The sequence below is a fragment of the Holospora elegans E1 genome, assembly GCF_000648275.1.
Lineage (GTDB): Bacteria > Pseudomonadota > Alphaproteobacteria > Holosporales > Holosporaceae > Holospora > Holospora undulata_A.
This window is the reverse complement of the sequence record NZ_BAUP01000102.1, coordinates 1-11,778: the sequence shown is the minus strand read 5'-3', so window position 1 is coordinate 11,778 and position 11,778 is coordinate 1. Positions and strand designations below refer to the sequence as shown.

At 35.9% G+C, this 11,778-nt stretch carries 14 protein-coding genes; 6 read left to right on the top strand and 8 right to left on the bottom strand.

Going from position 1 to position 11,778, the window contains the following annotated elements; translation table 11 throughout:
• Positions 1 to 22: 22 nt before the first annotated feature.
• From HE1_RS09000 to HE1_RS04155, 5 genes are read right to left on the bottom strand one after another with little or no spacing between them, the layout of a single operon-like run.
• On the bottom strand, positions 23 to 181 hold the full coding sequence (locus HE1_RS09000; protein ID WP_162531256.1) for a hypothetical protein: 159 nt from the start codon (positions 179 to 181) through the stop codon (positions 23 to 25).
• A gap of 18 nt (positions 182 to 199) precedes the next feature.
• Positions 200 to 1,399, bottom strand: a complete 1,200-nt coding sequence (locus tag HE1_RS04170) for a glycosyltransferase (RefSeq protein WP_084491024.1) — start codon at positions 1,397 to 1,399, stop codon at positions 200 to 202.
• Entirely contained in the window at positions 1,387 to 3,237 is a 1,851-nt protein-coding gene (gene asnB, locus HE1_RS04165; RefSeq protein ID WP_035545046.1) for an asparagine synthase (glutamine-hydrolyzing), read from the bottom strand. The genes HE1_RS04170 and asnB overlap by 13 nt, the downstream gene beginning before the upstream one ends.
• 3 nt (positions 3,238 to 3,240) lie before the next feature.
• Entirely contained in the window at positions 3,241 to 4,104 is an 864-nt protein-coding gene (locus HE1_RS04160; protein ID WP_035545044.1) for a class I SAM-dependent methyltransferase, read from the bottom strand.
• Entirely contained in the window at positions 4,101 to 4,547 is a 447-nt protein-coding gene (locus tag HE1_RS04155) for a hypothetical protein (RefSeq protein WP_035545041.1), read from the bottom strand. Before HE1_RS04155 ends, HE1_RS04160 begins: the two co-directional genes overlap by 4 nt.
• A gap of 167 nt (positions 4,548 to 4,714) precedes the next feature.
• Between HE1_RS04155 and HE1_RS08995 the strand changes: the two genes are divergently transcribed.
• From HE1_RS08995 to HE1_RS08985, 4 genes are all read left to right on the top strand, one after another.
• A complete protein-coding gene (locus HE1_RS08995; protein WP_162531255.1) occupies positions 4,715 to 4,885 on the top strand; it encodes a hypothetical protein in 171 nt (56 codons plus the stop codon).
• Positions 4,845 to 5,060: a hypothetical protein gene (locus tag HE1_RS04150; RefSeq protein WP_035545040.1), complete on the top strand. Its 216-nt coding sequence runs from the start codon at positions 4,845 to 4,847 to the stop codon at positions 5,058 to 5,060. The genes HE1_RS08995 and HE1_RS04150 overlap by 41 nt, the downstream gene beginning before the upstream one ends.
• Positions 5,061 to 5,166: 106 nt before the next feature.
• The gene (locus HE1_RS08990; protein WP_162531254.1) at positions 5,167 to 5,304 is read left to right on the top strand and encodes a hypothetical protein; all 138 of its coding nucleotides are present in this window, start codon (positions 5,167 to 5,169) and stop codon (positions 5,302 to 5,304) included.
• A 148-nt stretch (positions 5,305 to 5,452) separates the two neighbouring features.
• Positions 5,453 to 5,722, top strand: a complete 270-nt coding sequence (locus tag HE1_RS08985; protein WP_162531253.1) for a hypothetical protein — start codon at positions 5,453 to 5,455, stop codon at positions 5,720 to 5,722.
• A gap of 312 nt (positions 5,723 to 6,034) precedes the next feature.
• Here HE1_RS08985 and wecB read toward each other — a convergent pair whose 3' ends face one another.
• The 3 genes from wecB to HE1_RS04130 form a co-directional block, all read right to left on the bottom strand.
• Positions 6,035 to 7,093 (bottom strand): non-hydrolyzing UDP-N-acetylglucosamine 2-epimerase, encoded by a 1,059-nt coding sequence (gene wecB / locus HE1_RS04140; RefSeq protein WP_035545033.1) that lies wholly within the window; start codon positions 7,091 to 7,093, stop codon positions 6,035 to 6,037.
• A 114-nt stretch (positions 7,094 to 7,207) separates the two neighbouring features.
• Complete coding sequence (locus HE1_RS04135) at positions 7,208 to 7,462, bottom strand: hypothetical protein (protein WP_035545031.1); 255 nt, start codon at positions 7,460 to 7,462, stop codon at positions 7,208 to 7,210.
• Positions 7,462 to 9,222 carry an ABC transporter ATP-binding protein gene (locus HE1_RS04130; RefSeq protein ID WP_035545028.1) on the bottom strand — a complete coding sequence of 587 codons (1,761 nt, stop codon included), beginning with the start codon at positions 9,220 to 9,222 and terminating at the stop codon, positions 7,462 to 7,464. Before HE1_RS04130 ends, HE1_RS04135 begins: the two co-directional genes overlap by 1 nt.
• 1,790 nt (positions 9,223 to 11,012) lie before the next feature.
• Between HE1_RS04130 and HE1_RS04115 the strand changes: the two genes are divergently transcribed.
• Together HE1_RS04115 and HE1_RS04110 are read left to right on the top strand one after the other, a co-directional pair.
• Positions 11,013 to 11,288 (top strand): hypothetical protein, encoded by a 276-nt coding sequence (locus HE1_RS04115; protein WP_035545023.1) that lies wholly within the window; start codon positions 11,013 to 11,015, stop codon positions 11,286 to 11,288.
• 263 nt (positions 11,289 to 11,551) lie between these two features.
• On the top strand, positions 11,552 to 11,778 hold a 227-nt coding region (locus HE1_RS04110; RefSeq protein ID WP_035545019.1), incomplete at its 3' end, for a transposase.

Below are 11,778 nucleotides of genomic sequence, written 5' to 3'. Positions count from 1 at the left end.
ACGATCGTCAATCAGAAGAGCCTTAGCAATTTGACGAGCGCCACCCTTTGTTGGATAACAAAACTGTCTTAATCCTATCCTCTACGCGTTGGTTCTTAACGTAACACGATCTTCTTCTGTCAGAAATCTTTGCATAAGAAAAATTATTAACACATAAAATTAAACTTTTAAACAATTTCATTCAGCATGAGTATAGTCTCTAGATGGTTTCTAAAACGTCTTTCATTTTTTCTCCAACATTAGAAATTGAATACCTATCCCTAATATTTAACGGAACCTTTTTAGACTTATTTTTAGAAAAACTTTCAATCATTTGCATGAGCTTATTGGAGATATCTGAGACATCTCTCGAATCAGCGACAAGGAAACCCATCTCCTCAATGAGTTTTTGAGATGTGCCAGGCGGGGTAATTCCAAAAATAGGTTTATTAGCACCTATATAATCAATCAGCTTGCTCGGAAGAAATGGACTTTTTTCTGTAGGAGCATCAATGATAAGAAGAATATCAGCTGAATGCATGAGTTCTAAAGATTTTATGTAACTTACGGCAGGATAAGTAAAAACAGTATCTTCTAGCTTAAAAAAATTAATTATATCTTTGATCGACTTTGCCTCAGAGCCAATAAACTCTACACGAAGTTGTGCGCGCTGTTCGTGGGATAGCAGCTTTAATGCTTTCAAAAAGCTGTCAGGCTGCCTGTTGCCATAAAAATTTCCGATATAACGGAGTATAATTTTTTCATTTGTATGGTCTGATTGATGAAAGTATAAAGCTTGATTAAAGATATGTGGCAAACAAATGGATTTCTTGCGCACTTCTTCTGAGTAATACTTTGTCACAAGATCAATGGTTTCTTGTGACGTAAAAATTAGACGATCCGCACTTTTTAAAACACTATCTTGGTAGTATTTATTTATCCATTTTGTCCAAGCATTATAATCATTGAAAATATTATCTACCCATGGGTCACTAAAATGAGCCAACCATTTGATATGAGGAAACTTCCGTTTCAGCTTTAATCCTGCAATGTGCGTTGACATGGGGTGACCAAAAGTAATAATCACATCAGGCGATGAATCGTCAATTAAAACGCGTGCTTTTCTAAAAAGATCGAAATGCCATAGATACTGAAAATCAGGTAAAATCTCTTTTTTGATACGGTGTCCTTTAGAGCGCTCAATAATTTTTGTAAAATTTGACTTTGGCGCATAAACGACGTTATCAAGAGGAGTAAAACTTAAAAGAGAAGGATCACCCTCATTTTCAGGTTCTGATGTCACAACGGTAATATTGAAATCTTTGCGCAAATACTGCACCAGATGACTGATTTGTACGGACCTTGGAAACTTTTGAGGTGGATAACAATATGTTAAGAATAAAATATTTAAGCGTTCCATTTATTTATCCATCTACTTAACACAATGAGGCTCCATACTTGATGAGCGATGTGTAAGTCTCCATCTTTAAGCTTTTGCAACAAAGAGCTTAATTCATCTTTGTGAAAAAAAGTTTCTAGAGATTTTGACTCCAGGTTTTCTTTTGCAAAATCGAAAAGATCTGACTGAATCCACTTATAGGCAGGTACAGGGAACCCTTGTTTAGGGCGAGTAATAATCTCTTTTGGAATTCTTTTTTCTGCAAAAGACCTTAAAATTCGTTTCGTTGTAAATCTACGAGCTAAAGATCCGACCTTCCATTCCAAGGGAAGTGTTGCACACCATTCCACAAGTTTATGATCTAAAAAGGGTACACGTAATTCCAAAGATGTTGCCATACTCATTTTGTCAGCCTTCATCAACAAATCTTCAACGAGCCAGCTTTGGCAATAAGCCTGTTGGAGCTGGTCAATAGGTTCTCTTGATCGGCTTTTTCTATAGAGATCTTTGATGTATTCTCTTGAAGACTTTTGTGCAGAGAAAAGGCAAAGTTTTTTCTTTTCGTCCTCAGAGAAAATATTGGTCATATACGTGGCATTTTCCTTAAGGAAACTTATATAACCAGAAGTTGAAAGATTTTGAAGGATTGCAAAAGGTAAGCGTTTCAAAACACAAGATGGCAGAAAATTTAAAAGCTTTAGATATGATAATTTCTTTGCAAGAACATCTAAATTATATCCTGCTAATGTCTCATCCGCCCCTTCACCAGAAAGGACAACTTTTACATGTTTGGATGCTAATTTTGAGACAAAATAAAGAGGAATAGATGCTAAATCTGCAAGCGGCTCGTCCGCATACCAAACAAATTCGTCAATAAAGTCAGTAAATTGGTTTTGGGAAATAATAACTTCATGATGGTTTGAACCAATGTACTCAGCCATTTTTTTTGCGTAAGGCAGTTCATTAAATTGTCCGCCATCTTCAAATCCAATGGAAAAGGTGTGAAAATTTTTGTGCCCTAATTCAACAGCCGCCGCTGCAACACAACTGGAATCAAGACCACCACTTAAGAGAATCCCAACCGGCACATCCGAGGCGAGCAAGCGCTTTTCAACGGCTTCTAAGAAAAAGGTTTCGAATTCTTTTTCGTAATTTCTGTTTTTAACGGCTTTTTCTGACTGGAATTTAACTTCCCAGTATTTTGAAATCGTAAATGTATGAGCAGTTAGATCATATTCTAAATAATGTCCTGGCTCTAATTTATAAATATTCTCCCAAATCGTCTCTGGGGATGGCACATAGCGTAGCGTTAAATAATGCGACAAAGATTGTTTATTGAGTTCAGGCGTTTGCGGTAGGAATTCCAGAATTGATTTTATTTCGCTTCCAAAAACAAAATTTTTTTGATCGTGATAATAGTATAGAGGCTTAACGCCTAATCGATCTCGAATCAGAAAAACTTTTTGAATACGTGGGTCATAAAGGCAGATCCCAAACATTCCTTCAAAGTCATGAATCGCGTCAATTCCTTTTTGAAGATAAAGCTGCAAAATAACTTCTGTATCACAGTGGGTATGAAATTGGATACCACTTATTTCTAATGAAGCTCTGATTTTTTTAAAATTATAAATTTCGCCATTAAAAACGATACCAACACCTGACTCTTCATCCCAAATAGGTTGATCACCACCTGCAATATCGATGATACTAAGGCGCTGCATTCCAAAGGCAAAACCATCACGAGACCAATATCCATTCGAATCAGGACCACGATGCTGGATCACAGATAGCATTTTTTGAATAAGCTCTTTTCCTAGAGCTTGATCAAACGAACTAATAATTCCTGCTATACCACACATAATCTATGCATTCTTTGTGCCATGAAACCACAAGCTCCACCCCCATCTACGGGCAAGAGCTTTAATGATTGGTTTAGGGATAAAAGCACTTGCCCCAGGAGTCATGAGGTTTAAAACACAATCAAGGTCTGTTCCAAGAACACGAACGTCTGCATCCTTGCTAAATGGACTTAACAATTCAAGGCCTTCTTTTTTTGTTACAGGCCATGTATGAGGGTTTCCCTCTTCACGATGCCCATCACCGTAACGGCTATTTAGCTCTAATGGTGTGAGAAATTTTGACTCTCTATGTAAAAATCCCTCAACATAATCTGTCATGTACCATTGATAAAAGCTTTTGCGGTTATAAAGCATAATACCAAACCCACCACCGGGTTTGAGCACACGAAAAAGTTCTTTGATGGAAAGCTCAACATTAGGCGAGTGATGAAGCACACCCCACGACCACACATAATCAAAGGAACTATCTTCAAAAGGAAGCTGATTTGCATCTTCTAAACGAATATCTGCCTTAAGATCATGCAGTTCAAATCGTCTCTTAGTTTGCTCAATTGAAGTTGGATTAAGGTCAACACCTGTGCAATTTGCACCATTTTTAGCCCAATTCATGAGCATACACCCAAGCCCACATCCTATCTCTAAAACTTTTTTTTCGGCGTATTTTTCATAAGGAAAGAGATTATCAAAGGGGCTTTTATTATGAAGGGGCTTATTCCAACTGTAGAACTCTTGATCAATACGATCAAAAAATTCACGCGTTCCCATTTCATAAGAACCATCTTTAAAGGCCGTCTGACCATGGGTTTCTCCATACGTCATTGGATTTTCGGCCCACCAATTTTGAATGTCTTTTTTATTATCAATCATGATTTGCAACCCCTAAATTTATCCTTGATAGCTATGGAGATTCCATAGAACAGTATCAAAGGTGTTAAAAGTATTTCTGGTAAAAACGTCATTTCAAGAAAACGACGGAATAAAAGTGTTTTTCGAGTAGATGGCGTGAGTTCAAAAACTCTTTTTCTGCCATTTAAAACTGTAATGTCTTGGGTCTGAGTTTTAAGCCTAGTTTCGATCTTACTCCATCCAAGACCAGTCGCATCAGGATATAATAAGATGATTTTTGCTGGAAAGTGAAGTTGTTCCAACTCGATAAGTTCAGCTTCGGGAAAGTTCTCGTGTAAAAGGTTTATCATGTATTCTTTTGATCGTGGATTTGATCGTTGGCATACCACGCGATAAAGCTTTTCAGGTATCCACCGAGGTTTAATTTTAAAAAAAGAATCATCAAATAGTGCGTATGTTTTCATAGGTTATCTCTAAAAGTTGCTTATAGTTCGTATTTTGAGCTATCTTCGTCAGCAAAGCCATGATCTGGTTTGTCGTGAATATGCATACCCCCCCCCTCACTTTTTTGAAGGGTCTTTAAAAGATCCGAAAGAGAGGGTATTTTATTAAAAATAAACAAAAATGTTTAATGCAAATTAACCTCTCATCCAGCGCAGAGACTTTTAAAACTTTCGTGCTTAGTATGATCGATCAGCGAAATGTTCAGCATCCTGCGCTGATCCACAAGATGAACCCTCCACCTTCAATAAAATCCAAGCTTGAACGCGTCAGGCGTTTTTTTAAAAGGACAAGGAATTGATTCTGGACTCTTCTCAAAAGCCTTGATATCAAGCATTTGGGAGCCAGTTCCTAAAATGCATTTAATGCTCGATGGCACCAATTGGAAGTTTGGAACGCAGAATATCAATTGCCTCGTACTAGCTGTTAGAGTTGAAAATATTGCATTTCCTTTGTTTTGGAGTAAACCAATTTAAGGAAATCTTTGGGTTCGATAAAATTCTCTCCTTTTCAGCTGATCACGAATTTGTGGGCAAAGATTGTATCACTTATTTGTGTGACTTATTTGTGTGACTTATTTGTGTGACTTATTTGTGTGACCACAAGATCCCTTTTTTTATCCGTATAAAAGATAATCAATTGGCCAACTTCGGCACCTCTAAAAAGCCTTTGAAGGATTTTTTTACTCACCTAAATACGGACGAAAGCCGCCATCTGTAAACATGCTGGATGATCCTAGGGGGGGCGTAGGTAAAAAGATTAAAGATGCGTACCTTGTCATTTGCCCAAGATAAAGACCGGGTACTAAACAAACAAAGATGGGACATTGAACGGCTGTTCAGAACTATGAAAACGCAAAGGGTTAACCTTGAAAATCCCCTTGGGAAGACTTTCCAAACTTATTACCATTGTCGCTGTTGCTATTTTAGACGCTTTTATAACGGCCCTTACACAAGAATGTGCTTACAAAAAAACAGTCAGAGCACCTTTCTATTCATCTTTGTATTCATACTTCACAAGGGGACTCAGGTGGATCAAAGATAAACTCTTACTCTTTGATTTCAGCGATCTTTTAAACTACCTGAAAAAAAGTGAGGGGGAGTATGGTGAATATGGCTTGGATCTCCATAAATATTAATTAGTGTTGGGTGTTTACTTTCAAAATGTGCGAGTTTTTTCTTATATAAAAATTTTAAATCTTTAGGCTTTTGAATTATAAACTCAGCATTTGTTTTATGACATTTTGCGATAAACCTTTCCTCCTTTTTCGTACGATTTTCTGGTACTGCAAACTGGGGAAAATCCCTTGTCTTGGAGCTTAAAATGTACACCTAGGTGGTAATGTTCTGTTTAGTATACAATCGAAAGATAGAATAAGAAAATGTTGCGGTAAAAATCTTAGATGAATGTGGTGAGTAATTTTTAAATAGAGCGGCGCAGCCATTATTTTTTATTCCAGAATTTCTTTTATTGAGGAAATAATACGTTCACTCGTTTTCCCATCCCATAAAGGCGGAATAGCTCCAGTTTTGGGGTGCTTTATTTTTTCTAAAACATTATTAGCGGAAATCAATTGATTAGAACCAACAGTAACTGTAACTGGACGTTCAGTTGTGTCTCTCAGCGTAAAACAAGGAATGGAAAGGTATGTTGTTTCCTCTTGAATCCCTCCTGAATCAGATATGACGTAGGCTGAGTTGGAAACAAGACTCATAAAATCTATATACCCTAATGGTGGGCATAACGCCAAGTTTTGAGGAAGTGGGTGTATGGCTTTAAGACTTTTATACGTTCGGGGATGCACGGGAAAAATAATCGGCAAATCAATTTGTCCTACCTTATGGATAATGCCTTCCAATTTCTCTTTGACGTCCACATTCACGGGGCGATGAAGGGTTAAAACAATATACTCTTTTTTTTTCAGGCCAAAAATTTTATATTTCTCAGAGCTTTCAATTTTTTCTTTCATCATACAGTAAGTATCGATCATGATATTTCCAACCATACGAATTCGGTCTAGAGGGACCCCCTCTCTCTTTAAGTTATCATCGGCATCTTTTGATGGAGTCCAAAAATAATCAGAAATGGAATCAGTTACAAGACGATTAATTTCTTCCGGCATAGTACGATCAAAACTACGGAGGCCAGCTTCTAAATGTGCGACAGGTAAATGAATTTTCTTAGCAGAAATTGAACAGGCTAATGTTGCATTCACATCTCCAACGACCACAACAAGATCAGGTTTTCTTTTTTCTAAACATAACTTTTCATAGGCTATCATAGTTTGAGCTGTTTGCTCAGCATGGGTTTTGCTTCCCCCCCCAAGATAATGGTGTGCAGGTGGCAGTCTAAAGTCATCAAAAAAAGCTTGAGACATTTTATACTCATAGTGTTGTCCCGCATGAACAATTTCTGGTATGCACCAAGCTTCATTTTTAAGTGCACGATAAAGCGGAGCAATTTTCATAAAATTAGGACGTGCCGCACAAATGAGGTGAAGGGTCTTCATCGGGAAATACGCTGTTTGTAAATGTTCATAAGGGGTAGTCCTGTTATTTTATGCGCCCAATGTCTTTTGGCGTAAGCCTGAATAATTTTTGACATTATGTTTTTTAAATAAAGTTCAATGGATGTATAAATCGCAACAATATGATCTAAGTTTTAAGCAAGACTTTTCTAAGTTTTCTTGAAACGCCTCAATAATTTTTCTTGAAACGTCCCAATAATTTAAAAGGTGAGTTTTAAAAAATAAAACTATTTTTCCTAATGAATTGACTAGGCAATGCTTTTTACAGAATGCAATCCATGCGTAATCCTTCTTTATCTTTTCTTGAATAGATCCTTCTTGAATGGCTACAACAGAAAAGTTCATCACCATCAACGGACCTCATTGAATACATTTTCTATTTTTTCGTACTTGGTAACCTCTTTAATCTTTCCTTTCTCCATGACTACGATGCGACTACAATTTTTCAAAGTTGTTAAGCGATGAGCAATCATGATAACGGTTCGATCTTTGCTGACAGTATTGATGGTTTCCATCAATCGAGCCTCTGTTTCATTATCCAGCGCAGAAGTGGCTTCATCAAAGATAAGCACCTCTGGACTATGGTAAAGTGCTCGAGCAATAGAAATACGTTGGCGTTCTCCTCCAGAAAGGCGAATACCATGCTCTCCAACAAAAGTCTTTTCTCTTTCTGGCAAACTATCAATAAAATCACGAAGCTGAGCCGTATCAATTACCGCATCTAATCTTAATTTATCTGTTACCGTTTCACCAAAAGCGATATTTTTTTCAATGGTGTCGTCAGTTAAATAAATACTCTGCGGTACGTAGCCGATCTTTCCATGCCATTGATAGGAATTTACTGGATACTTTTCATCTACCAAAATGAAACCTTGATGGGGAGACAAAAGACCAAGAATGAGATCTATGAGAGTTGATTTTCCAGAGCCGGTCCCTCCCACGATTCCAATAAATTCACCTTTTTTAATCTTTAAGAATATGCTGCTTAACGCATTTTTTTCTGCATTGATATATCTAAATGAAAGATCTTTTATCTCAATATCTTGATCAAATTCAAACTCAGGCACGTCAACATAGTTTTTTTTAGCAGCCATCATGATATATTCCTGATGAACACGCTCAACGGAAGGAATCGTGGATTTAAAAATGTTAAGCTGATTGATGATTCGATTAAGCCCAGGCATCAAGCGAAAACCAGCATACAAATACCCCCCAAGCATTCCAAGCATGTGCACAGGGCTTTCTTGATCTAAACATAAAATTCCGATACTTACGACAAATCCCCCCATAAACAAAATCTCAATAACTATACGGGGCAAAACATTCAGTGATGATTGAATGGCTTGAATTTTTGCTTTTTTAAGGGAATACACTTGATAAGCGTTAATAAAGAATTCTCCTTTCCCTAAAAGCACAATTTCTTTGAAGGCATGAAAAAATTGAATAAGATTTTGATTGCCATACACAGATGTTTCTTGAATCTTTTGTCCAAATTGATAAAACCAAGGTAACACACATTTAGTAATTATCACAGATACCCCCACGCCAATGCCCAATATCGTGAACGCTAAAGAAGGATTCATATAAATTATTACACCTATAAGAGAAAGGAAAATAACACCTTCCGATAAAATGATGGCGATGGCAACCATTCCACTTAAAAATATTATTTCAGTATCGTGCCCTACTACTCGTGTTCCTAGAGAAGAATTTCTCGTTAAATAAAAACCGTAATCTGTTCTTGAATAGCGATGAAGAAGTTTACCTTTGAAATTATAGTTCATCTTTTGTATAGAAAAATTTTGGAAAAATACTTCCGCTGTGGCTATAAGATTTTTGATCAAATACACTACACCAACGACCACAGCTAAAGTAAAAACAATACGTCCTGGAGATGAATTAGTCCTAATTCCTATTTTAGCCAAGTACTTTAATCCTGTTTCTGGAGTGTTTAATACTTGTGTAAAAATCACGATGATGGACGCGGTAATTACTTCTAACGCTGATGTTGTTAATGCAAATGCCACAATCCAAAGCCACGTGAGCTTTTCTTTGAAGGTCAAAAACGTGAAAAACTTTTGAATCGCTGATAAAACTGAAGGTGGGGTCATGGATAGAGTTCTTCCTTTAAAAAGATTTTAGTTTTTGAGTTTCGTAATCGTGTTAGGAGCGTTAAAATAGGCGAGCAGCCAAAAAACTTTGTAAAATAAATTTTGGTCTTGGTCAAAAAAGGTTAAAATGCTAACTTCTATCCCATATAACCAAAGGCACTCATCGTAAATATTATCTGAAGCAAAAACAGGGACAAACGCGTCTTTTAGAAAACTCAAATTGTTCTCCTTTTCGTAGTAAAAATCTTTTAAAGTATTTTAAGCTAGTTTAAATTTAAATAAACTTAAAGTATTGAAGTTCTTTTTAATTTTTTTTGTACACTATATTTTGGACAGGAAAATTTTTAAATACATCAAATGGTCCAAGATTTATTACCAACTGCGTAAATTTAGTCGATGCGCGCTTAATAATGTACTGCTTTGATCATTTTACACTGGCTAAGATTCAGACAAAAATAATAAATTTGGATAACGCCTATTCTAAAACATTTTACCATAGCTACCGCAGCCCGGGTGAAATCACTAAGACTACAAAAACTTCTTCTTTAGTACCAAAACATTCAATAATATCATTTACTTACTCTACTTTCACAACATATATTAAAAGAGTAATTTTTATTTTTTTTATAAAAAAACTACACATCTTTTAGATTTAATCTATAAAAAAACTTTTATTTGCTTTGAAAATGAATCTTTCAAATGCTTTATTGTATCTTTTTACCTATACTAGAGATTATAGCGCAATTTTTTCTATATCATACATTTTCACCCTTAAAATTTTTAAGATCCTTCAAAACAATTTCTAAAAAACATACAAAACAGTGTAATAGTGCTATGTGTTCCTTTATCTAATTTTTTAATACAGAAGTTCAAATACCGACCTAATAATATTAAAACAAAACCCAGCGCATCTGTCAATCTTTTTTTTCCACTCTTTTCTTACTCGTTAAAAGAAAAATCAAAAATCGGATACCAGCAGAAAAAATCTCCAAAAAAATTAAAAAAACAAAATTTACCTTAAGTAAAAACTGAAGTCAAGTATTTTTAAAAATTTTTTCTAAGAGGGGAATTCAACAATTCAACGTGTAGTCCTTATGAAATTGTTTCAGACTGGGGGTGGAATGTTGTAGATTTTTTTCGAAGCTTTAAGGCTTATCTATAGAAAATATTAAAATAAGTTAAGAGTGAATCAGATCTAAACAAAAATATGTGAAAAACTTAAATAGACCTCTTCGAAAATTAAACAAAGTAAAATCCAAGATAATATTATGTATCTAATGGAAAATTATAGCTAAATCAGTATAAAAAGATTGCGAGAGAAGGAATTGAAATAAGAGATCAATTGAGTAAGGTAATGTTCTTCTTATATGTTTTGCTTGGGCCTATTTTTTCTCAACAGGATTGAGATCCGGAGAATAAGGAGGCAAATAAAGCAAACTATAGCTAAAACATCATAAAAAAAATATGACAATGGAGCAGGATAGATAATATAATAAATTATAGTAATTAAAGTATGACGTATTCATTAGATTTTCGAAAAAAGTCATACTCCCCCTCACTTTTTTGAAGGGTCTTTAAAAGATCCGAAAGACAGGCTATTTTATTAAAAATAAACAACAATGTTTAATGCAAATGAACCTCTCATCCTTATAAATAGATAACAAAACTATTAGCTTTTCACAATTCCCGCGCAGAGACTTTTAAAACCTTCGTACTTATCGATCAGCGAAAGGTTCAGCATCCTGCGCTGATCCACAAGATGAACGCTCCACCTTCAATAAAATCCAAGCTTGAACGCGTCAGGTGTTTTTTTTAAAGGACAAGTAATTGATTCTGGACTCTTCTCAAAAGCCTTGATATCAAGCATTTGGGAGCCAGTTTCTAAAATGCATTTAATGCTCGATGGCACCAATTGGAAGTTTAGAACGCAGAATATCAATTACCTCAATTGCCTCGTACTAGCTGTTAGAGTTGGAAAGATTTCATTTTCTTTGTTTTGGAGCATGCTTGATCACCAGGAAAATTCGCACCCCCAAGCACGCATCAGTTTATTAAACCAATTTTAGGAAATCTTTGGGGTCGATAAAATTCTCTCCTTTTCAGCTGATCGCGAATTTGTGGGCAAAGATTGGATCACTTATTTGTGTGACTGATTTGTGTGACCATAAGATCCCTTTTTTATCCGTATAAAAGATAATCCATTGGCCAACTTCGGCACCTCTAAAAAGCCTTTGAAGGATTTTTTTACTCACCTAAATACGGACGAAAGCCGCCATCTGTAACATGCTGGATGATCCTAGGGGGGGGGCCGTAGGTAAAAAGATTAAAGATGCGTACCTTGTCATTTGCTCAAGATAAAGACCGGGTGATAAAAGCCTACAAACAAAGATGGGACATTGAACGGCTTTTCAGAACTATGAAAACGCAAGGGGTTAACCTTGAAAATCCCCCTATGAAAGATTTGGGAAGACTTTCCAAACTTATGACCATTGTCGCTGTTGCTATTGTATACGCTTCTATAACGGGCCTTACACAAGAACACAAGGGGACTCAGGT

Coding starts and splice junctions, on each gene's coding strand:
- HE1_RS09000 (WP_162531256.1), bottom strand. CDS start 181: ATGAAATTGTTTAAAAGTTTAATTTTATGTGTTAATAATTTTTCTTAT.
- HE1_RS04170 (WP_084491024.1), bottom strand. CDS start 1,399: ATGGAACGCTTAAATATTTTATTCTTAACATATTGTTATCCACCTCAA.
- asnB (WP_035545046.1), bottom strand. CDS start 3,237: ATGTGTGGTATAGCAGGAATTATTAGTTCGTTTGATCAAGCTCTAGGA.
- HE1_RS04160 (WP_035545044.1), bottom strand. CDS start 4,104: ATGATTGATAATAAAAAAGACATTCAAAATTGGTGGGCCGAAAATCCA.
- HE1_RS04155 (WP_035545041.1), bottom strand. CDS start 4,547: ATGAAAACATACGCACTATTTGATGATTCTTTTTTTAAAATTAAACCT.
- HE1_RS08995 (WP_162531255.1), top strand. CDS start 4,715: ATGCAAATTAACCTCTCATCCAGCGCAGAGACTTTTAAAACTTTCGTG.
- wecB (WP_035545033.1), bottom strand. CDS start 7,093: ATGAAGACCCTTCACCTCATTTGTGCGGCACGTCCTAATTTTATGAAA.
- HE1_RS04135 (WP_035545031.1), bottom strand. CDS start 7,462: ATGGTGATGAACTTTTCTGTTGTAGCCATTCAAGAAGGATCTATTCAA.
- HE1_RS04130 (WP_035545028.1), bottom strand. CDS start 9,222: ATGACCCCACCTTCAGTTTTATCAGCGATTCAAAAGTTTTTCACGTTT.